Source organism: Kitasatospora sp. NPDC036993 (assembly GCF_055607525.1).
In genome coordinates, this window is sequence record NZ_JBVJRP010000009.1 from 105,278 (window position 1) to 124,797 (window position 19,520).

At 73.0% G+C, this 19,520-nt stretch carries 19 protein-coding genes; 8 read left to right on the forward strand and 11 right to left on the reverse strand.

Annotated features, from left to right (window positions below; all coding sequences use genetic code 11):
- Window position 1: 1 nt before the first annotated feature.
- The 4 genes from ACZ7C5_RS20350 to ACZ7C5_RS20365 all read right to left on the reverse strand — a co-directional run bounded on the left by ACZ7C5_RS20350 (window position 2) and on the right by ACZ7C5_RS20365 (window position 4,855).
- Window positions 2–589: a TMEM165/GDT1 family protein gene (locus ACZ7C5_RS20350; protein WP_188296349.1), complete on the reverse strand. Its 588-nt coding sequence runs from the start codon at window positions 587–589 to the stop codon at window positions 2–4.
- Window positions 590–885: 296 nt separating this feature from the next.
- Window positions 886–1,671, reverse strand: a complete 786-nt coding sequence (locus ACZ7C5_RS20355; RefSeq protein ID WP_401078472.1) for an ABC transporter permease — start codon at window positions 1,669–1,671, stop codon at window positions 886–888.
- 47 nt (window positions 1,672–1,718) lie between these two features.
- Window positions 1,719–3,341 (reverse strand): dolichyl-phosphate-mannose--protein mannosyltransferase, encoded by a 1,623-nt coding sequence (locus ACZ7C5_RS20360; RefSeq protein ID WP_470323149.1) that lies wholly within the window; start codon window positions 3,339–3,341, stop codon window positions 1,719–1,721.
- A 209-nt stretch (window positions 3,342–3,550) separates the two neighbouring features.
- Window positions 3,551–4,855, reverse strand: coding sequence for an MFS transporter (locus ACZ7C5_RS20365; RefSeq protein WP_401078467.1), 1,305 nt, complete (start codon window positions 4,853–4,855; stop codon window positions 3,551–3,553).
- Between the two features lie 144 nt (window positions 4,856–4,999).
- Between ACZ7C5_RS20365 and ACZ7C5_RS20370 the strand changes: the two genes are divergently transcribed.
- Window positions 5,000–5,581 carry a MarR family winged helix-turn-helix transcriptional regulator gene (locus tag ACZ7C5_RS20370; protein ID WP_401078465.1) on the forward strand — a complete coding sequence of 194 codons (582 nt, stop codon included), beginning with the start codon at window positions 5,000–5,002 and terminating at the stop codon, window positions 5,579–5,581.
- A 195-nt stretch (window positions 5,582–5,776) separates the two neighbouring features.
- Here the strand turns inward: ACZ7C5_RS20370 and ACZ7C5_RS20375 are convergent, their stop codons facing one another.
- From ACZ7C5_RS20375 to ACZ7C5_RS20385, 3 genes are all read right to left on the reverse strand, one after another.
- On the reverse strand, window positions 5,777–7,594 hold the full coding sequence (locus ACZ7C5_RS20375) for a glycosyl hydrolase family 18 protein (protein ID WP_188296343.1): 1,818 nt from the start codon (window positions 7,592–7,594) through the stop codon (window positions 5,777–5,779).
- Window positions 7,595–7,896: 302 nt separating this feature from the next.
- Entirely contained in the window at window positions 7,897–8,520 is a 624-nt protein-coding gene (locus tag ACZ7C5_RS20380; RefSeq protein ID WP_401078461.1) for an FxLYD domain-containing protein, read from the reverse strand.
- Window positions 8,521–8,680: 160 nt separating this feature from the next.
- On the reverse strand, window positions 8,681–9,241 hold the full coding sequence (locus ACZ7C5_RS20385) for a DoxX family protein (protein ID WP_401078458.1): 561 nt from the start codon (window positions 9,239–9,241) through the stop codon (window positions 8,681–8,683).
- A gap of 214 nt (window positions 9,242–9,455) precedes the next feature.
- Between ACZ7C5_RS20385 and ACZ7C5_RS20390 the strand changes: the two genes are divergently transcribed.
- Entirely contained in the window at window positions 9,456–10,088 is a 633-nt protein-coding gene (locus ACZ7C5_RS20390; RefSeq protein WP_188299409.1) for a MarC family protein, read from the forward strand.
- Window positions 10,089–10,134: 46 nt separating this feature from the next.
- Here ACZ7C5_RS20390 and ACZ7C5_RS20395 read toward each other — a convergent pair whose 3' ends face one another.
- Together ACZ7C5_RS20395 and ACZ7C5_RS20400 are read right to left on the reverse strand one after the other, a co-directional pair.
- Window positions 10,135–10,674 carry an NADPH-dependent FMN reductase gene (locus ACZ7C5_RS20395; protein WP_470323150.1) on the reverse strand — a complete coding sequence of 180 codons (540 nt, stop codon included), beginning with the start codon at window positions 10,672–10,674 and terminating at the stop codon, window positions 10,135–10,137.
- Between the two features lie 77 nt (window positions 10,675–10,751).
- A complete protein-coding gene (locus tag ACZ7C5_RS20400) occupies window positions 10,752–11,216 on the reverse strand; it encodes an Lrp/AsnC family transcriptional regulator (protein WP_223244969.1) in 465 nt (154 codons plus the stop codon).
- Between the two features lie 190 nt (window positions 11,217–11,406).
- Between ACZ7C5_RS20400 and ACZ7C5_RS20405 the strand changes: the two genes are divergently transcribed.
- Both ACZ7C5_RS20405 and kynU read left to right on the forward strand, forming a co-directional pair.
- Window positions 11,407–12,237, forward strand: a complete 831-nt coding sequence (locus ACZ7C5_RS20405) for a tryptophan 2,3-dioxygenase (RefSeq protein WP_401078452.1) — start codon at window positions 11,407–11,409, stop codon at window positions 12,235–12,237.
- 107 nt (window positions 12,238–12,344) lie between these two features.
- Window positions 12,345–13,571: a kynureninase gene (kynU, locus tag ACZ7C5_RS20410; protein ID WP_401078450.1), complete on the forward strand. Its 1,227-nt coding sequence runs from the start codon at window positions 12,345–12,347 to the stop codon at window positions 13,569–13,571.
- A gap of 177 nt (window positions 13,572–13,748) precedes the next feature.
- Here the strand turns inward: kynU and ACZ7C5_RS20415 are convergent, their stop codons facing one another.
- The gene (locus tag ACZ7C5_RS20415; protein ID WP_470323151.1) at window positions 13,749–14,693 is read right to left on the reverse strand and encodes a hypothetical protein; all 945 of its coding nucleotides are present in this window, start codon (window positions 14,691–14,693) and stop codon (window positions 13,749–13,751) included.
- A 76-nt stretch (window positions 14,694–14,769) separates the two neighbouring features.
- Between ACZ7C5_RS20415 and ACZ7C5_RS20420 the strand changes: the two genes are divergently transcribed.
- Entirely contained in the window at window positions 14,770–15,423 is a 654-nt protein-coding gene (locus ACZ7C5_RS20420; RefSeq protein WP_401078445.1) for a TetR/AcrR family transcriptional regulator, read from the forward strand.
- A 103-nt stretch (window positions 15,424–15,526) separates the two neighbouring features.
- Here ACZ7C5_RS20420 and ACZ7C5_RS20425 read toward each other — a convergent pair whose 3' ends face one another.
- Entirely contained in the window at window positions 15,527–16,978 is a 1,452-nt protein-coding gene (locus ACZ7C5_RS20425) for a choice-of-anchor A family protein (RefSeq protein ID WP_470323152.1), read from the reverse strand.
- A 281-nt stretch (window positions 16,979–17,259) separates the two neighbouring features.
- Here ACZ7C5_RS20425 and ACZ7C5_RS20430 point away from each other — a divergent pair, with 281 nt between their 5' ends.
- From ACZ7C5_RS20430 to ACZ7C5_RS20440, 3 genes are all read left to right on the forward strand, one after another.
- Window positions 17,260–17,967, forward strand: a complete 708-nt coding sequence (locus tag ACZ7C5_RS20430; protein ID WP_401078442.1) for a 4'-phosphopantetheinyl transferase family protein — start codon at window positions 17,260–17,262, stop codon at window positions 17,965–17,967.
- Window positions 17,968–18,110: 143 nt separating this feature from the next.
- Complete coding sequence (locus tag ACZ7C5_RS20435; RefSeq protein WP_401078439.1) at window positions 18,111–18,593, forward strand: hypothetical protein; 483 nt, start codon at window positions 18,111–18,113, stop codon at window positions 18,591–18,593.
- A gap of 84 nt (window positions 18,594–18,677) precedes the next feature.
- Window positions 18,678–19,517 (forward strand): helix-turn-helix domain-containing protein, encoded by an 840-nt coding sequence (locus ACZ7C5_RS20440; protein ID WP_401078436.1) that lies wholly within the window; start codon window positions 18,678–18,680, stop codon window positions 19,515–19,517.
- Window positions 19,518–19,520 lie beyond the last annotated feature (3 nt).

Here is a 19,520-nt window from a genome sequence, read left to right on the forward strand (position 1 = left end):
GTCAGCCGGTGATCGCCCCGAAGATGCTGATGCCCGCCAGCACCACCATGATCGTCGCCGCCACCCGGATGATCAGCTTCATCGGCACGTGCTTGAGCAGCTTCTGCCCACCCACGATGGCGATCCCGCCGACCGCGCACAGCGCCAGCCAGGAGCCGATGCCGACGGCCAGCGGGTCGGCGTACTTGGCGGCCAGGTTGGCGGTCATGATCTGGGTCAGGTCGCCGAACTCGGCGATCGCGACCACCACGAAGCTCGCCCCTGACACCTTCCAGAAGCTGTTCGAGGACGGCTCCTTGGCCGCGTGCTCGTCCTCGTCGCCACCTCCGTGGAACAGCAGCATCGCCGCGCCGACCAGGAACAGCGCGCCGGTGACGCCCTCCACCCAGCGGTGCGGCAGCAACGTGAGCAGGTGCCCGGCGACGAGCGCTAGGCCCACCTGGAGGGCGAAGGCGGCGGCGATGCCCGCGAAGACGTAACTCGCGCGGTACTTGGTGCCGAGCACCAGGCTGGCCAGCGCGGTCTTGTCCGGCAGTTCGGCCAGGAAGATGATGCCGAAGGTCAACGCGGCAACGGTGAGACTCATCAGAAGTTTCCTCGGTCGGGCTGCCCGGCCACCGCGGCTCCGTCAGGGGACGCTCCGGCCCGACAGCACTGGTCATGGTCACAGCACTGCGGCCGAAGGTCTCGCCGGCGCCGCCCTTCGGACGGTGCCCCGGGCGCCGGGCCCCTGGGGGCCAGTATGTCGACGGTCCGGTGGAGGGCTACTCCCCTTCAACGGGCCCAAGCGTACCGGACGGCGTCAACCGCCTCTCCGGAAACCCTGCCGGCCAGGGGAGACCGCCCCGCCCCGGGAACCCAGCCGGTCCCCGGAGGCTGCTCCGCCTACCGGCCGCCCCCGCCCGGCTCGACCGCGATCAGCCCGCGAGCGACCAATTCCAGCACCACCACGATGGCCACCGACTCCACCGCCAGCAACCCGATCAGGACGAACAGCTGCACCGCCCCCGCCTGGACCGGCGAGGCCCCGCCCAGCAGCATCCCGACGAACGCCCCGGGCAGGGTGACCAGGCCGACCGTCCGGGTCTGGTCCAGCGCCGGGACCAGTGAGGTCGCCGCCGCCGTCCGGCAGATCTCCAGCCGGGCATCGCGTTCCTCGAAGCCGAGCGCCAGCGCGGCCTCCACCTCGCCGTGCCGCAGCCGCAGCTCGTCCAGCGCCCGCCGGCCGGCCAGCGAGGTCGCGCTGAGCGCGCCGCCGATCAGGATGCCCGCGACCGGGATGACGGACAGGCCCCGGGGCGGCAGCAGCCCGACGCCCAGCAGCAGGGCGAGCACCGGCAGTACCCCGGCACCGATCGGGGCGGCCGCCCGGACCCAGTCCGGCCCCGGGGTCATCCGACGCCCCGCGGTGTGCACCGCGACGGTGAACATCAGCACCACGAACAACGCCGACCACCAGAGCGAACCGACCACCCAGGTGATCACCGCGGCGACCGCGGCCAGCTGCACCACCGCGCGCAGCCCGGCCCGCAGCACCGCGTGCCCGTGGCCGAGCAGGCACCATCCGGCCACCGCGACGGCGGCCAGCAACAGCACCGCGGTGACCACCCCGAGCACCGGGGTGACCGGCAGCAGCTGGCCCCCGGCCGCCGCCAGGCCCACCGGGCCCATCAGTTCCGGCCCGTCACGTCACGTATCCAGCCCATCGGCCAGGCCCGTCAGATCCAGCTGGTGAACCACATCCGGTCCTGCCAGGACGACATCGGGATCACCTCCGCCGTGTAGAGCGGGTAGAAGAAGGCGAAGCAGCCGACGATGGCGAGCACGATCGCCCCGGCCCCGATCGCCCCGATCCGGCGGCGCTCCGGGCTGCATCCGGCCGGGCCGAGCATCGCCCCGAGCATCTGGGCGACGGCCAGGCACAGGAACGGCACCAGCACGACCATGTAGAAGGAGAAGATCGTCCGCTCCTGGTACTGGAACCAGGGCAGGTAGATCCCGGCCACCGCGCACAGCACCGCGCCCGAGCGCCAGTCCCGCCGGAAGAACCAGCGCCACAGCAGGTAGACCAGCGCGAAGCAGGCCGTCCACCACAGGAACGGCGTGCCGAGGCCGAGGATCTGGGCCGCGCAGCCGCCCGAGGAGGTGCAGCCGCGCTGCCCGTCCGGGATCTGCTCCCAGTACATCGAGACCGGGCGGCCGTCGACCAGCCAGGAGAACGGGTTGGACTGGTAGGTGTGCGGGGTGCTCAGGCCGGTGTTGAAGTCGTACATCTGCGCGTGGTAGTGCCACAGGCTGCGCAGCGGCGCGGGCACCCAGCTCATGGGGACCTGCGGCAGCGGGACGCCGAGGACGCTGTCCGGGGAGAGGCCGGCGCGCCCGTCGGCCCAGTGCCGGTCGTAGCCGCCCCCGCCGTCGGCGCCGGTGCCGCCGGTGGCCAGCCAGCCGCTCCAGGAGCCGACGTACACCACGAAGGCGGACCCGACCATGGCGAGGAAGGCGGGGACGGCGTCCCGGCGCAGCATGGAGCGCCAGGGGCGGCGGGCCCCTGCCCCGCGGCGGCCGGACTGGTCCCACAGGACGGTCAGGATGCCGAAGGCGGCGAGGATCATCGCGCCGTTCCACTTGACCGCGCAGGCCGCGCCGACGAACACCCCGGCGGCGATCCGCCAGGGGCGCCACCCGAGCCGGACCGTGTCGCCGTCGACAACCGCGGCCAGCCGGGCGCGGACGTGGTCGCGGTCGATCAGCAGGCTGCCGAAGGAGGCGAGCACGAAGAACATCTGGATGCCGTCGAGCAGGCCGACCCGGCTCATCACCAGCTGGAGGCCGTCCACCGACATCAGCAGTGCGGCGGTGCAGCCGAGCAGGGTGGAGCCGAGGAGCCGGCGGCCGATCCGGGCCAGCATCAGCACGGTGACGGTGCCGAGCAGGGCGGTCATGAACCGCCAGCCGAAGGGGGTCAGTCCGAACAGCTGCTCGCCGATCGCCATCACCCACTTGCCGAGCGGCGGGTGCGCGACGAACTCGGGCGCGGAGCTCAGCGGGATCGACTGCGGGTGGCTCAGGATGTCGGCGTTGGCATGGTCGGGCCAGGTGCCCTCGTAGCCCTGCCGGAGCAGCGACCAGGAGTCCTTGGGGTAGTACGTCTCGTCGAAGACGAAGGCACGGGGATAGCCGAGGTTCCAGAACCGCAGCAGGCCGGCGAAGAGCGCGACGCCGATCGGTCCGAGCCAGCCGGAGCGGTCGGCCGCCCAGCGGACCAGGCCCCCGCGCGGGGCCGGTGCCGGGGCGGCGGGGGCCGGGGCCGCCGGTGGGTGCGTGAGCGCCGCTTGCGTCATAGCCTCGCCGATTCGCCTGTCTGCTCTGCCTGTGTCCTGGCTCTGCCCGGCGCTTGGCTCGCCCCGGGGGCCTGCCGCGCCGGCCGGGGCCGGGTCGGCGGTCAACAGCCACTGACACTATGTGGCGGTGCTCGCGAAGCCAAGCGCGACGGGCGCCGACCAGGTGACCTGGTCGGCGCCCGTCGTGGACGCCCCTCGGGGCCGTTCCGCTAGGCGGCGGTCTGGAGCTCCCGGACCGGGACCGTGTGGACCACGGCCGGGGCCGCGTTGTCCTGCTCCGGCGTGAGGTACGGACGCAGCCGCATCGCCATGACGACGATCAGCACCGTGGAGCCCGCCATGGCCGCCAGGTAGAGCGGCCAGGTGCCGGAGCCGACCAGCAGCACGCCGACGGCCGGACCGACCGCGATCGCGATCTGCTTCACCAGGGCGTACCCGGCGTTGTAGGTGCCGAGCATCCGGGCCGGGGCGAGGTCCGCGACGATCGGGCCCATGGTGGGCGCGAGCAGCGACTCGCCGACCCCGAAGAGGGCGTAGATCGAGACGATGGCGACCGTGGCGGCCATGGTCTCGGTCCTGATCAGACCGGCCACCAGGGCCATCGCCCAGGCGCCGAGCCAGACCACGCCGGCCGCGGCCATCGCGGTGGTGCGGCGGCGCCGCGCGGTGATCCGCACCATGAACATCTGGAGCACCACGATGGTCAGCGCGTTGGCGCCGATCGCGAAGCCCAGGGTGGAGGGCGCGGTGCCGACGGTGTCGGTGGCGAAGGCCGCGACACCGGACTCGAACTGGCCGTAGCAGGTGAAGAAGATCAGCCCGGCGAGCAGGCAGAGCCGCAGCATCGCCTTGTCGGCGACCAGGGCGCGCAGGCCGGTCGGGCCCTCGGTCTTCTCCTGGACGACGCTCAGCTGGAGCTTGGGCATCCGGGCGGTGCCGGTGACCAGGGCGAGGCCGAGGAAGGTGGCCGCCTCGATGGTGAACAGCCGGGTGAGGCTGGCCGGGTCCGACACGTTCACGATCTGCCCGCCGACCAGCGCACCGATGCCCATGCCCAGGTTGACCAGGGTGAACTGGAGCGCGAAGGCGTGCGAGCGGGTGGCCGCGGTGGAGCAGCGGACGATCATCGTGGCGAGCGCCGGCTGGCAGGTGGTGACACCCGCGCCGAACAGGAAGGAGGAGACCAGCAGGGCCGGGGTGCCGGTGGCGTGGCCGAAGGCGAACGCGCCGGTGGCGGCGAGCGCCGTCCCGGCCAGCAGCACCGGGCGGGGGCCGTACCTGTCGATGCCGCGGCCGATGAACGGGAGCACGGCGAGGGCCGCCAGCGCGAAGACGGTGAACACCATCCCGGCCGCCAGCGAGCCCAGCCCGCGCACCTGGTCCACGTACACGAACATGTACGGCATCGTGAAGCCGCTGCCGAACGCGCTGAGCGCGTTGCCGATCTGGACGCGGCGCAGCGGGCCGCCCGCTCCACGCCGCTGCTGCCTCTGCTGCTTCACCGTGCCGGTCACCGTGCACATCCCTTCCTGGCTTCGACTGGATACTCTTAGATCCAGAAGAGTTCAGAGCTAAAGTTTGACGAGATAAAGTCTTAGCACCGGAAGAGTGTGGAGTCAAAGGCTTAAGGAGTGCACGCTCGTGCGACACTGGTCCGCATGACTACGGACAAGCCGCGGCCGGCCACCGGCAAGCCCGCCCCGGCCACCCCCCTGGAGTTCGGCATCGCCGAGCAGGTGGCCCTCTACCAGCGGGAGTTCCCCACCGTCGACCCCCAGGTGGAGACGATCGTGCAGACCCTCAACCGGGTCTCCCGGCGGATGGGCGTGGCGTACGACCGGCAGCTGACTGTGCTCGGAATCACCTCCGCCGAGTGGGAGGTGCTCAAGGCGCTGGTGGTCTCCGGCAGCCCGTACCGGCTCGGCCCCGGCGAGCTGGCCAAGCGGCTCGGGCTCACCCCGGCGGCGATGACGCACCGGATCGACCGGATGCTGGCCGACGGCCTGGTCACCCGGGAGCGGGACGAGAGCAACCGGGTGCGGGTGATCATCGAGCTGACCGAGACCGGCCGCGACAAGTGGCTGGAGTCGATGCGGATGGCGGCGGTGTTCGAGGAGGAGCTGCTCCAGGACGTCCCGGCCGAGGACAGGACCGTGCTCTCCTCGATGCTGGAGCGGATGCTGCGGCGGATCGAGGAGAGCCGCCCGGACGCGCCCGGACGCGCCTCGGACCCGGCGTAGCCCGCGGGAGGCGGCCCCGGAAGCGACACGGGGAGCCGCCCTGGGAGCGACCCGGGAGCCCGGAGAACATCCGGGGCGCACAGCCGGGGAGAACGCATGAGTCCGGCCTGCCGGGAGGATGAACCTCCCGGCAGGCCGGACTCGTCACGTCAGGTGCTGCGAGGGTCCGTCAGGCCCTCGGCGGTCCGTCGACCGTCAGCAGGGACCGTTGTCGGTCCAGACGCCCCACTGGCCGCTCTGGCTCGGGTCGTCGCCCTTGGTCCACCACTTGTTGGTGTAGTAGTGGCCCTTCCAGGAGACCTTGGTCGAGGTCGCGTAGGTGGTGTTGGTGTCCCAGCTCGGCGCGGCCTGGCAGGCCGGCCCGGTCGGGGTGCCGGTCGGGGTGCCGGTCGGCGTGCCCGTGGGGGTGCCGGTCGGGGTGCCGGTCGGCGTCCCGGTGGGGGTGTCGGTCGGGGTCGGGGTCGGCGTGCCGGTCGGCGGGGCCGGGCAGCCGGTGGCGGAGCCGTTGGTGGCGCTCACGACCTTGTCCCACAGCGCGGTCTTGGTGCCCAGGTCGTACAGCGAGAAGACGAAGGCGCCGCCGAGGCCGTTGCAGTGCGCGTAGTCGAGCTTGGCCTGGATCGACTTGGCGTCCTCACCGCTCCAGAAGGTGTTGCCGTCGTAGAAGTACGTGGCCTTCGCCTCGTCGTCCCAGAAGGTCTTGGCCGGGTTGTCGACGAAGCCCGCGAGCTCCTTGTACATCTGGATGCCGGGGACGTTGCCCGAGTTCGCGGCGCCGCCCGCGGGGGCGGTGGCGGGCTGGAAGAGCCCGTGCTTGCCGTTGTCCTTCACCCCGGTCCAGCCGCGGTAGTAGAACGGCACACCCATGTTGATCTTGTTGGCGGGGAAGCCCCCGGGGATCCCGTACTCCTTGTCACCGACGGTCCACGCCTTGATGGCGTTGTCGATGGAGTACTTGCCGTTGCCCGGCTTGGCCGGACCCGACGGGTCGTTCGGGCCGGAGTAGAGCGCGGCCTGGTGGTTGGTCGGACCCTGCGGGTCCCAGCCACCGTGCATGTCGTAGGTCATGACGTCGAGGAAGGTCAGGTACTGACCGATCTTGTCGGTCTCGACGTTCATGATCTTGTCCTGGCCGGCGCCGACCGCCGCCGCCAGGGCGTAGGTCTTGCCGTCCGTCTTGCCCTGGGCGTCCAGCTGGGTGCGGAACTCCTTCAGCAGGGCCGTGAAGTTCTGCTTGTCGGCCGGGCTGGAGATGTTGCCGGTGTGGCCGCCGCCGCCCGGGTACTCCCAGTCGATGTCGATGCCGTCGAAGACGCCGGCACCCGTGCCCGGTCCGCCGAAGCCACCCTCCTGCGGGAGGTTGCCCTTGATGAACATGTCGAGGCAGGACGACACCAGGTGCTTGCGCGAGGCGTCCGTGGCGGAGGCCGGCGAGAAGTACTTGGAGTAGGTCCAACCACCGATGGAGAGCAGGACCTTGAGGTTCGGGTTCTTCGCCTTCAGCTTCTTCAGCTGGTTGAAGTTGCCCGCGATCGGCTGGTTCCAGACGTCGCCGACGCCGTCGACCGAGATGTCCGCGCCGAAGCTCTTCTGGTAGTCGGCGAACGCGTCGGCCGCGCCGTCACCCGCGTTGGGGTTGTTGTCGTTCGTGTCGGCGGCCTTGGTCGCCTGGAAACACCCGAGGTCGGTCGGGTGGATGTTGGCGAAGTCGTAGATCAGGTAGTCCAGGTTCTTGGCGACGCCGGTGTCCTGGATCGTCTTGGGGTAGTACGCGTTCGCGTAGATCGACCACTGGTCGAAGTAGGCGACCTTGATGCCACCGCTGCTCGCGGCCGCACCGGTGGAGTTGGTGGTCGCGGCGTTGGCCGCGGCGCCGCCGGACAGCGCCAGGCCGGCGCCGAGCAGCAGGGAGGCGGTGGTGCCGGCCGCGATGGCGGCCAGGCTCTTGGGACGGCGGCGCCGGCCCTCCTGCGGAGCCGGGGTCCCGGCCCTTTCAATGCGTGAGCGCAGCATGGGTGCGTGACTCCTGGTTGTGGGGGGTCCCGTCGCCCCGGGGGCACGCGTCCGGGGTGGGGCCGGACGACCGGGACATGACAGGCATGGGTGGGGAATCGAGCGGTTTCAGACCATGACGGACTACCGGGATGTGCCAAACCGGCGTCAGCAGCACAAGGCTGCTGACGCCGGTTCAGGGGCTCCCTGCACCTGGGCAATAAAAATGGACTAGACCAACTGCCCCGTCAAGGGGTCCTGTTGGGCCTTGAGCCCCGCTTAAGGTTCCAACCCCCTGCTGAGCTGGGCGGTTTCGGCTTGAGTCAGTAGCGGACGGCGTTGGCCACCTCGGCCTTCACCGTGCCGGTGAGCTCCCGGTTGCCGTGCGCGGTGGCCTGGGCGCTCTGCCCGGCGGCCACGTCCTGGACGGTCACCGCGGTCGCGTCCAGCACCTTGCCGGACTCGTCGGTGAAGTTCAGCTGGATCACGTACCGGTACGACTGCTGGCCGTGGTTGGTGACGGTCAGCGGCACCTCCGCCTTGCCGTCCGAACCGGTGGTCGCCGCCCCGGCCGTGACGTCCCCCTTGGCGTCCAGCCCGCCCTTGATCCCGGCGACGGCCGAGGAGGCCGCCGACACCGCCGCCGAGGCCTTCGCCTCCGCCGAGGCGATCGCCGCGCCCGCCCCGCCGGCCGCCGTGGCCAGCGCCGAGGCGGCGGAGGCGGCGGCGCTCGCGCCCTTCTCCACCGCGGCCGCCGCCTCGGAGGCCACGGTGCTCGCGCTCTTGCCGGACGAGCAGCCGGCCAGCACCGCGGCGCCGAGCACCGCCAGCGCCACCACCCCCGCCGCCACCCGTCGTCGGCTGCGCACCGGCGGTGCGTCCAGGTCCTGCGCGGTGGCCCTCGGCGGGGTCGGGGAGCTGGCGCGGGTGAGCGGCTGGCGGTCCATGCGGTCCCTCGTTTCCGGTCGGCGCCGGGCCTCCCGGCACGCCTCCCCGCCCACCCTCCGAGGGGCGGTGGACCGCCGCCAGCAGGGCTGCTGCCTCCGGGTGAAGCGGCCGCCGGGGCGCAGGACGGCAGGCCGTGCGAGAACGGGCCCTGGGGCAGCCCTACGAGAGCCCCGAGCCCTCCTGGGTGTCCGTCTCCACCGCGGCCCGCTCCTCGCGCAGCCGCACCACGTGCCGGCGCCGCGCGACCACGCCGTACGCCCCGGCGGCGCTCGCCACGAAGGCCGCCAGCCCGACCCACGGGCGGTCGAGGACGTGGCCGGTCAGGTGGTCCAGCGAGTACCGGCCCGCGCCGGCCAGACCGATCGCCAGCCCGGTCGCGCCGAGGAAGGCCGGGTACTCGTAGCCGCCGGACACGGCGAAGAAGCCGGCCGGGGCGTGCACCGACACCGCACCCGCCATCGTCCCCGCCACCACCGCGCCGGCCGCCGGCGTGGCCAGCCCGGCCACCAGCAGCGCGCCGCCGCCCGCCTCGCCGAGGCCGGCCGCGAGCGCGCTCTGCCGGGCCGGGTGGAAGCCCATGTGCTCCATGGCCTGGGTGGCGCCCTCCAGGCCGCCGCCCCCGAACCAGCCGAACAGCTTCTGGGTGCCGTGCGCGATCAGCACCCCGCCGACCGCGCTGCGCAGGGCCAGCAGGCCCAGGTCCTTACGGTTCAGGCACATGTCGCAATCCTCGTTTCCGCGGCGGAGCGGTCCTGCCGGGAGGCAGTCCTGCCTCCATGGGAACCGAGGGCGCCCGCCCCTTCGAGCCGGGGCCGCCATCCGGGCGAATTCGCCCGCGACCAGGAATGAACCGCCGGGCGAGGAGATTCACGCCACGCCCGGCCGCGGGGCGTGGCGGACCGGCCGCGTGGGGCCCCGCGGTCATGCTTGGCCCATGTTCGTCTTCAACCTGGCCAGCGCCTTCATCACCTTCTTCGCCGTGGTCGGCCCGCCGAAGACCCTGCTGTCCTTCGCCCGGCTGGCCGGGACCAGGAGCAACCTGGAGCTGCGCCGGCTGGCGGCGCTGAGCACGGTCATCTCCGCGGTGATCGGCCTGGTGCTCGGCTTCGGGGCGGACGAGCTGACCACCCTGTTCCACATCAGCGACCAGTCGCTCCAGCTCGCGGGCGGGGCGATCTTCTTCGTCTACGCCGTCGCCCTGGTCTTCGGCGTCCACCTCGGCTCGGACGGCGACGACGACGAGCACCTGGCGAACCCGCTGGTGGACGGCATCCGCGAACTGCTGCTGCCGTACATCGCCAGCCCGCTCGCCATCACGGCCGTCCTGGTCGCCTCGCTCAACCAGGACAACTGGGGCTGGAAGGCCGCCGTCGCCGGGGCGTACGTCGCCGTCGCGGTGATCAACTACCTCTGCGTGGCCGTGCTCGCCCCGCTGATGCGGCGCACCCACCGCACCTCGCTGGAGGTGCTGTCCCGGCTGCTCGGGCTGCTGCTGGCGGCGGTCGGCGTCGAGCTGTTCCTGGAGGGCCTGGCCGGGCTCGGGGTGCACCTGCCGGAGGGGCACTGAGCCGCTCCCCGGCGACCGGATTCCGACGGTTCAGCCCCTCGGCCGCTCAGCCGGCAGCCAGACGGGCCAGCACCTCGCCGATCCGCTCGCGCACCCGCGGGTCGGCGACCAGCCCGTCCCCGCCGACCGCCCCGCGCTCCAGCGGCAGCCGGACGCAGGCCTCGTCCAGCACGGCCGCGCCGGTGTAGCCGAGCACGGTGCGCAGCGTGGCCTCGGCGCCCAGGCCGCGGCCGGGGCCGGCGGAGTTGATCCAGCCGGCGGGCTTGTCCGAGATCTCGGTCCCGCCGACCGTCCAGTCCAGCAGGTTCTTGAACGCGCCCGGCAGCGTCCCGGCGTACTCCGGGGTGCAGACCAGCAGCGCGTCGGCCGCCTCGATCGCGGCCCGCAGCGCGGCCACCGGCTCCGGCAGCGGATCGGTGTCCTGGTCCGGGTCGAAGTGCGGCAGCCCGGCCAGTCCGGCGTAGTACGTGGTCCGCAGGCCCGGGGTGGCCGCGGCCACGGCGGCCGCAGTGCGCAGCACGGTCTCGTTGGTGGAGCCGGCCCGCAGGCTTCCGGGCAGCAGCAGGATGTGGCGATCGTTCGGCATGCCCGGAACCTACTCCCTGACGTCCGCGTCAAGGACAGTCGGCGACGACGCGGCAGCGGTCGGCGCGGCACCGGCGGTCAGCGCGGCGGCACCACCGGGCGCCAGGGCACCGGGCTGGACAGGATCATCGAGCTGGACGGCTGGCCGTAGCCGCCGAGCCGGTCGCACACCGCCTCGAACTCGGCCATCGTCGACACCGCGACCAGCAGCACGCAGCACGCCCCGCCGGTGACCCGGTGCAGCTGGACCACCTCCGGCCAGGTCGGCACGTCGGGGTCGCGCAGCACGCAGCGCGGGCCGTAGCACTGGATCTGGACCAGCGCGGTGATCGGCAGCCCTGCCCTGGTGAGGTCCACGTGGGCGTGGTAGCCGCTGATCACCCCCTCGGACTCCAGCCGGCGGACCCGTTCGGCCACCGCGGGTGCGGACAGGCTCACCCGGCGGGAGAGTTCGTTGTACGAGAGCCGGGCGTCGGCCTGGAGCTCGGCCAGCAGGCGACGGTCGACGGCGTCCAGGACGGCCTCCCGGGTGGTCGGAACCAACGGATTTCCATTCACAAGGCGAATCGGCGGAACGCCTTGCGAACGACAGCTCGGAAGGCGGTTGCGATACCCGTCGACCATTCAAGCGGGAGGCACCGCCGCCGCACAATGGGCACCGGTGGAACCCGGCGGTCCGTCTGGTTCACCGGAGACCGGGCGACGCGGCCCGGAGGGATCAGGAGGGATCGGGATGGGGCACGACACGGCGCAGACGCCCAACCTGTCGTTCGGTCGGGACGGAGCACCGGGCCGGGGCACCCCGTACGCCCAGTACGCCCGCCTGGAGGAGCTGCACGGCCTGCAGCACCCGCTCAGCGAGGAGCCGTCCGAGCTGTCGTTCATCGTCACCACCCAGGTGATGGAGCTGCTGTTCGACCTGCTGCGGCACGAGTGGACGCTCGCCCTGCGGGCGCTGCGCGAGGACGACCTGACCGCCGCGCTGGCCGCGCTGCGCCGGAGCACCCACACCCAGGACGTGCTGGTGGAGTCCTGGGACCTGCTGGCCACCATGACGCCGCGCGAGTTCAACTCCTTCCGCTCGCTGTTCGGCGAGGCCTCCGGCTTCCAGTCCTCCGCCTTCCTGCACCTGGAGTTCCTGCTCGGCAACCGGAACGCCGCGCTGCTGAAGATGTACGACGGCATGCCGCGGACGCAGGCCGAGCTGACCGAGGCGCTGCGCTCCCCCGGCCTGTACGACGAGGCGCTGGCGCTGCTGGCGCGGCGCGGCGTGGCCCCGCGGCGGACCCCCTCGGAGGAGCGCTACCAGCCGTCCGCGGAGATCGAGGCGGCCTGGCGGCGGGTCTACACCGAGCCGGAGTTCGCCGGGCTCCAGCCGCTCGGCGAGGCGCTGCTGGACGTGGCCGAGCGGGTCACCAGGTGGCGCCAGCGCCACCTCTCGACGGTCAAGCGGACCATGGGCGCCAAGCCGGGCTCGGGCGGCTCCAGCGGGCTGGCCTGGCTGCGCAGGTCGGCCGAGCAGGACGTGTTCCCCGAGCTGTGGACGATCCGGGACGGCCTGTGACGGGCCGGGCCCCGGCGGGCACGACCGGGATGAGCGGCACGGCCAGGACGAGCGGGACGAGCGGGACGGGACGAGCGGTGCACACCGAGGACGAGGGAGGGACGGGCATGACCACGCGCGAGGAGTGCGCGGCGCTGGACGCCGTGGACCCGCTGGCGGAGTTCCGCGAGGAGTTCACCCTGCCGGACGGGGTGATCTACCTGGACGGCAACTCCCTGGGCGCGCTGCCGGCGCGCACGCCCGAGCGGGTGCGCCGGGTGGTCGAGGAGGAGTGGGGCCGGGAGCTGATCCGCAGCTGGAACGACGCCGGCTGGTTCGAGCAGCCGTACCGGCTGGGGCGGCGGATCGCGCCACTGGTCGGGGCCACGCCGGCGGAGGTGGTCGTCTGCGACACCACCTCGGTCAACCTGTTCAAGGTGCTGTCGGCCGCGCTGCGGCTGCGCCCCGGCCGCGGCACGGTGCTCGGCGACGCCGAGGCCTTCCCGACCGACCTGTACATCGCCGAGGGCGTGACCGGCCTGGCCGAGGGCGCGCGCAGCGTGCTGATCCGCCCCGAGGAGCTGGACCGGCACCTGGACGGGGACGTCGCCGCGGTCGTCCTCTCGCACGTGGACTACCGCACCGGCGAACTGCTGGACATGCCGGGGATCACCGCCCGGGTACAGGCCGCGGGCGCGCTGATGATCTGGGACGTGTGCCACTCGGTGGGCGCCCTGCCGGTCGGACTCGGCGCCGCCGGAGCGGACTTCGCGATCGGCTGCACCTACAAGTACCTGAACGGCGGCCCCGGCTCGCCGGCCTTCCTGTACGTCGCCGAGCGGCACCTGGCGGCCGGCCCGCTCCAGCCGCTGAGCGGCTGGTTCGGCCACGCCCGGCCGTTCGCCTTCGAGCCCGGGTACGACCCGAAGCCGGGCATCGGCCGGTTCCTGACCAGCTCGCCCTCGCTGCTCGGCCAGGCCGCCCTCGGCGCCTCGCTGGACGTCTGGGAGCGGGCCGACCTGGCGGCGGTACGGGCCAAGAGCCTGGCGCTGACCGACCTGTTCGTCTCGCTGACCGAGGGCCTGGACGGGGTCGAGGTGGTGACCCCGCGCGAGCACGCCCGGCGCGGCAGCCAGGTCGCGCTGCGGCACGCCGACGGCTACCCGGTGGTGCAGGCGCTGATCGAACGCGGGGTGATCGGCGACTTCCGCGCGCCGGACCTGATGCGCTTCGGCTTCACCCCGCTCTACCTGTCGTACACCGAGGTCTGGGACGCGGCCCGGCAGCTGGCCGAGGTGCTGGAGAGCGGCGAGTGGCGGGCGGAGCGCTTCTCCCGCCGGGGCGAGGTGACATAGCCGGCCACGGGCACGCACCCCGCACCCTGACCGCCGCGACCGCCCTGCTCCGCCGGGACGTCGGCGGGCCGGCCGTCGCCCTGGCCGGCCGGGTGATCGGCGAGCCGGTGCACGCCGTCGCCGCCCAGGGCCGCACGGTGGAACGGTTCTTCGAATCGAACCAGCCCGTGCGGCAGGTCAGTTCGTCAGCTCCTCGACCAGCCGGCGGTAGACCTCGAAGGCCGGCTTGGGCGTGTAGTCGTCGCGTAGCAGGCCGAAGTGGGGGAACAGCCCCGCGCCCGCGCTGTCCGCGTCCCGCAGGGCGAAGAAGGCGTAGCCGGTGACGTTGAGCTCGGCGGCGAGCCCGGCGACCGTCCGGACCACCTCCGCCACCACCTCGGCCTGCCGCGCCTCGCTCCGCCCGGGGCCGGTGGGCCAGCCGTTCTCGCAGATCCGCAGCGGAACGCCGGGCCCGATCCCGGCCAGGGGCAGCGGGTCGCGGCGGAATCCGGTGACCACCGCCCTTACCGCGTCGGCGAGTTGCCCGGGCGGGACGGGACGGAAGACGTCCGGGAAGAAGTCCAGGCCGACGTAGTCCAGGGCACGGTGGAAGCGCTCGTCGGCCAGCCGGCCGAGTTCGGCCCAGAAGGTGTCCGCGGGGTCGAAGGAGGGCACCGCGTTGAAGCCGACGGCCAGGTCGTCGAACCCGTGGGCCAGGGCCTCCTCCTTGGCCGCGACCACGCCCTCGACCAGCGCCCGGCGGACGTTCGGGATGCTGCCGTCCACGGGCGGGAGGTCGAGGTTGGGCTCCTCGCAGATCTGGAGCAGGGCGAGCCGGTGCCCCTCGGCCCTGACCGTCCGCCGGACGAAGTCCAGCCAGCCCGCCGTCTTCCCGCCGCGCTCCCGGTACTGGAGCACCAGGTCGAGCCTGCGCCCCTCGGCCGCGTACTGCCCGGGCCGCTCGGGGGCGTGCTCGCCGCCCGGGTACGAGCGGTAGGCACGGACCAGGAACTCGGTGGCGCCGCCCTGGAGTTCGCGCAGGGCGGCGGTGATCCTGGCGGGGTCGTCGGGGCGGACCGGAGCGATGACGCCGGTGTCGTCACCGACCGGTCCGCCGGGGTAGATGCCGAAGGTGAAGGTCATGCCGTCACGGTAGCCGATATTTTTGGTGTCACCGCAAATTTGGAGTCACACCATGCTCCATGGGTAGGATCCGGCCATGGGACTTCGCGAACTCAAGAAGCAGCAGACCCGGGAGCTGCTCTCCGACACCGCCATGGGCCTGTTCGCCGAGCGCGGGTTCGACCGGGTCACGGTGGTCGAGGTCGCCAGGGCCGCCGGGGTCTCGCCGAACACGGTCTTCAACTACTTCCCGACCAAGGAGGACCTGTTCTTCGACCGGCAGGAGGAGGTGGTCGCCCACCTGGCCGAGGTGGTCCGGCACCGCCCCGCGGGCGGTTCCGCCGTGGACGCCGTCCGGGCCGACCTGCTGGCGGCCTTCGCGAGCGGGGAGCCGACGGTCGGGCTGAACCCGGGGATGACGGCGTTCTGGCGGATCGTCGAGGGCAGCGCCGCACTGCGGGCGCGGCTGCTGGAGCTCGGCGAGCGGGCCGAGGCCTCGCTGGCGGCCGCCCTGGCCGAGGAGTCGGGGGCCGCCCCGGAGGACCCGCTCCCCCGGATCGTGGCCGGCGCCGTCGCGGGGGCCCACCGGGCCGTGCTCGGCGAGGTCCGCCGGGCCGTGGTGGCCGGGGAGCCCACCGAGGCCGTACGGGCCCGGGCCGAGGCGGCGGTGGACCGGGCCTTCGGCCTGCTCGCCTCCGGCCTCGCCCGCTACCCGGCCGAAGACCGGGCGCCCGGGCGCGGAGGCCGGTGACGGAAACGGCGCAGGCCGCCCGGTCGGATCGACTCGGGCGGCCTGCGCCGCTGTTCGGCTGGTCAGCTCATCGCGTCCGCGGCCTTCCGGCCCGTACGGACCGTCAGCTGTGGCGACCGCGGCGACGGGCGGCCAGCACGGCCAGACCGCCGAGACCGAGCAGGCCCACGCCCGCCAGGCCGAAGATCACCGGTGTGTTGCCCGCGCCGGTGGAGGGCAGCTCACCGCCGGGGTGGTGGCTGGTCGGCTCCTTGGTCGGGTGGTGGCTGGTCGGGGCCGGACCGGCGCTCGATGTCGTCGCGCCGGCCGACGGCGAGGTCGGCGCGGGAGAGGTCGGCGCCGGGGACGTCGGGGCGGGAGACGTCGGAGCCGGCGAGGTCGGCGTGGGAGAGGTCGGAGCGGGAGATGTCGGCGCCGGCGAGGTCGAGGTCGGGCTCGGCGACGTCGGCGTCGGGGACGGCGTCGGCGAGGTCGGCGACGGGCTGGGCGTCACGGCGCAGTCCGGCAGGTCACCGTCGAACGGATAGCTGTGGATCTCGTACCCGCCGGTGCCGGTGTGGATCAGGTTGCCCGCGAGGTACACCCGGCCGTTCATGCCCGGCTGGGCGATCGTCGTGGTGCCGCCCGGGTTGCCGGCCATGACCGAGCCCTGGAACTGGGCGCTGCCGAGGATCTGCGCCGAGGTCGCGGTCGGGAAGTTGTACATCAGCTTCGAGCGCATCTCGGTGGTCTGGTCCCCGGCCAGGCCGGTGCCGGTGTAGGTGTTGATGACCGGGCTGTCCCCGAGCATGTTCACCACGACGGTGGCGCCGGCCGGGATGTTGTTGAAGACCAGGCCGATCTGCCCGCCGGTCGGCGAGGCGAGGTTCTGGGTGACGTTGAAGACCTGCTTCGCGCTGGTCCCGTCGCCGGTGAAGGTGGCCTCGCTGGCGGTGACGGCGACGGTGCCGGTCGCGGTGGCCCGGCCGACGCAGTCGGAGATCTCCTCGATCTGGGTCAGCACCGTCTGGTAGGGCGCGGCGGCGTTCGGGTCCTGGATCGACTCCCCGGTCGGGTCGATGTTCACGGTGCCGGTGACGGTGCCCGCGTGGCGCAGGTTGCCGAAGGCCGGGCCGGTCGAGTCGCTGCCGCCGATCAGGATGCTGTTGCCGGCCACGACGTCGACGTTGCCGCCGGTGGTCACGAAGTCGCTGCCGTTCGGCGGCACCACGCGCGAGCCGACGCCGACGACGCCCATGTTGTAGATGCCGCCGCCGTTCTTGTCGACGGTCAGGTTCCCCAGGGCGACGATCTTGCCCTCGGCCTCGGCGGCGCGGCCGTTCACGGTGTAGTTGCCACCGGTGAAGACGTTGATGCTGGCATCGCGGCCGGGGAAGTCGCCGTTGTTCGGCGGCGGCCAGGTGGCGGGGCAGTCCGGCCCCGAGCAGGCGCCCAGCGGCGGGGCCAGCGGAGCGGCCGAACCGACCGTCAGCACCGCGGCCAGCGGCAGCGCCGTGAGGGCCGTCGCCACGGCGACCCTGACGGCCCGGCGTCCGCGGGTGGCGGGCGTTCTCACGGTGGTCGTTCTGTGATCCGGCGAACCGGTGGCCTGACCCATCGACAATCCTCCGCGCATGAGAATGAGTGCAGGTCTGGACGACCTGTCACGTTCCGTGATATCTGCTGGCGACCCCACAGATCTGGGATATCCAACCCCAAAACGGACTATTCGCACCCTACAGAGCCTCAGATCGAATCCGAAATTCATTCGAACGGAGCAGTCGATTGCCAGGCGGGCACGGCCGAACGGGTCGGACAGGGGTTCGCGGGCCACGACCCAGGGCCTAGGTTGGAGACATGACCACCGAGGCCCAGGACCAGAGCGCGCCGCTCGTCGCCGTCACGTCCGTCGACGCCGTACTGCGCCACCCCGAGGTGGGCGAGCACCTGCTGACCGCCCTGGAGCGGGAGCGCGCCGCGCGCTTCCGGCACGAGTCCGGGCGGACCGAGTTCACCGCCGGGCACCTGCTGGTCCGGCTCTGCGCCGCCCGGCTGCTCGGCGTTCCCGTGGCCGGCCTGGTGCTCGCCCAGCGGTGCCCCGACTGCGGGCTCGCCGACCACGGCAAGCCGTACCTGCCGGACCACCCCGGAGTGCACGTCAGCCTGTCGCACACCCAGGGCGTGGTCGCGGCCGGCGCCGGGTTCCAGCCGGTCGGGGTGGACGTCGAGCTGTCCGCCAGGAGCGGCTCGCTGCGCGCGGTCGCCCGCCGGGTGCTCGCCCCCGCCGAGCTCGCCCTGGTCGAGGCCGACCCGGAGCCGGAGCGGGCGTTCCTGCGGCTGTGGGTGCGCAAGGAGTCACTGATCAAGATCGGGCGGGCCTCCCTGGAGACCCTCCGCAGGGTCGACCTCTCCGCCCTGCCGCTGACCGTCCCGCCGGGCGCCCCGCTGCGCAGCCGCTACGAGGACCTGCACCTGCTCGACTGGACCGCCCCGGAGCACTCCGCCGCCGTCGCGGCCGTCAGCACCGCCCCGCCCCGGGTCGTGGAGCTCACGACGGCGGGCTGAGCACCTGGGAGGAGCGGGCTCCGGCGGCCCACCCGCGCGGTGGTCCGCCGGATAAGCGGTGTTAGCGTGCCTGGTCGTGGGCACGCCGACACGCGTGCCCGCCGACTCCCCAGCTGCCCACCGGATCCAGAGGGTGCCCCGCCATGGCCAAGTTCCTGCTGAGCCTGCACGTCCTCGTGTCGGTCCTGTTCATAGGCCCGGTCGCGGTGGCCGTCAGCATGTTCCCCCGCCGGGCGAAGGCCGCCCTGGCCGGCGGTCCCGACCAGGCCTCGGACGCCGGGGTGCTGCGCGTGCTGCACCGGATCACCCAGGTCTACGCACTGCTCGGGGTCGCGGTGCCGCTGCTGGGCATCGGCCTGGCCCAGGTGATGGACGTGCTCGGGCAGTCCTGGATCATCGTCTCGATGGTCCTGACCGCGCTCGCCGCGCTCTCCCTGCTGCTCTTCGTCCTGCCCGGCCAGCAGGCCGCCGTGGACGCGCTCGGACTCGACCCGTCGGACGAACGGCACACCAAGGCCGTCGGCGGCCTGAAGCTGCTGCCGATGACCGCCGGGGTGTTCAACCTGCTGTGGGCCGTGGTCGTGGTGCTCATGGTCATCCGCCCGGGGTCGAGCACCGGGGTCTGATCCCCCGGTCCTCCCCTCCCGCGCCCCTCCCACCGCCCGCGCCCCCTCCCGCCGACCCGTCCCGTTCGAGTACCGTCCTGGGCCATGACGATCATGGCGGGCATGGGCAGCCCGACGGGAACCGGCGTCGGCCCGCTGCTGCGCGGCTGGCGGGAACGACGGCAGCTCAGCCAGCTGCAACTGGCACTGCGGGCGGACTCCTCGGCCCGCCACCTCAGCTTCGTCGAGAACGGCCGCTCCCGCCCGAGCCGGGAGCTGGTGCTGCGCTTGGCCGAGCAGCTGGACGTCCCGGTACGCGAGCGCAACACCCTGCTGCTGGCGGCCGGTTACGCCCCGCACTACCCCGAGACGCCGCTGGACGACCCGTCGATGGCCGCGCTGCGCGGCGGGCTGGAGCGGCTGCTGGCCGCCCACGACCCGTACCCGGCGGTCGTGGTCGACGGGTCCTTCCGGGTGCTGGCGGCCAACCGCGCGCTCGGGCTCCTCGTGGACGGCGTCGCCCCGCACCTGCTGGAGCCGCCGTTCAACGCGATCCGGGTCACCCTGCACCCGGACGGGCTGGCGCCGCGCATCGTCAACCTGCGGCAGTGGCGGCGGCACCTGCTGGAGCGGATGGAGCAGCAGCTGGAGCTGGTCCGCGCCGAGCCGCTGCGGCGGCTGTACGAGGAGGTCCGCGGCTACCCCGAGCCCGCCGGGGACCCGGCGGACGGGCCGGACGGGGACCCGCCGGCCGCGGACGGCTTCCCGTTCGCGCTGCCGATGCGGATCCGGCACGAGGGGCGGGTGCTCTCCTTCCTCTCCACCATCGCGACCTTCAACACGCCGCTGGACGTCACCGTCTCCGAGCTGGCCCTGGAGGCCTTCCTGCCGGCCGACGCGGAGACGGTGCGGTTCCTGCAGTCCGTGGTCGGTCCCGAACGCTAGGGT

Bases quoted from the DNA above. Each gene is read 5' to 3' on its own strand.
- ACZ7C5_RS20405 (WP_401078452.1), top strand. From the start codon at position 11,407: ATGGGGCACGACACGGCGCAGACGCCCAACCTGTCGTTCGGTCGGGAC.
- kynU (WP_401078450.1), top strand. From the start codon at position 12,345: ATGACCACGCGCGAGGAGTGCGCGGCGCTGGACGCCGTGGACCCGCTG.
- ACZ7C5_RS20385 (WP_401078458.1), bottom strand. From the start codon at position 9,241: ATGTGCCTGAACCGTAAGGACCTGGGCCTGCTGGCCCTGCGCAGCGCG.
- ACZ7C5_RS20360 (WP_470323149.1), bottom strand. From the start codon at position 3,341: ATGACGCAAGCGGCGCTCACGCACCCACCGGCGGCCCCGGCCCCCGCC.
- ACZ7C5_RS20440 (WP_401078436.1), top strand. From the start codon at position 18,678: ATGACGATCATGGCGGGCATGGGCAGCCCGACGGGAACCGGCGTCGGC.
- ACZ7C5_RS20355 (WP_401078472.1), bottom strand. From the start codon at position 1,671: ATGGGCCCGGTGGGCCTGGCGGCGGCCGGGGGCCAGCTGCTGCCGGTC.
- ACZ7C5_RS20415 (WP_470323151.1), bottom strand. From the start codon at position 14,693: ATGACCTTCACCTTCGGCATCTACCCCGGCGGACCGGTCGGTGACGAC.
- ACZ7C5_RS20380 (WP_401078461.1), bottom strand. From the start codon at position 8,520: ATGGACCGCCAGCCGCTCACCCGCGCCAGCTCCCCGACCCCGCCGAGG.
- ACZ7C5_RS20395 (WP_470323150.1), bottom strand. From the start codon at position 10,674: ATGCCGAACGATCGCCACATCCTGCTGCTGCCCGGAAGCCTGCGGGCC.
- ACZ7C5_RS20375 (WP_188296343.1), bottom strand. From the start codon at position 7,594: ATGCTGCGCTCACGCATTGAAAGGGCCGGGACCCCGGCTCCGCAGGAG.
- ACZ7C5_RS20430 (WP_401078442.1), top strand. From the start codon at position 17,260: ATGACCACCGAGGCCCAGGACCAGAGCGCGCCGCTCGTCGCCGTCACG.
- ACZ7C5_RS20370 (WP_401078465.1), top strand. From the start codon at position 5,000: ATGACTACGGACAAGCCGCGGCCGGCCACCGGCAAGCCCGCCCCGGCC.
- ACZ7C5_RS20420 (WP_401078445.1), top strand. From the start codon at position 14,770: ATGGGACTTCGCGAACTCAAGAAGCAGCAGACCCGGGAGCTGCTCTCC.
- ACZ7C5_RS20390 (WP_188299409.1), top strand. From the start codon at position 9,456: ATGTTCGTCTTCAACCTGGCCAGCGCCTTCATCACCTTCTTCGCCGTG.
- ACZ7C5_RS20435 (WP_401078439.1), top strand. From the start codon at position 18,111: ATGGCCAAGTTCCTGCTGAGCCTGCACGTCCTCGTGTCGGTCCTGTTC.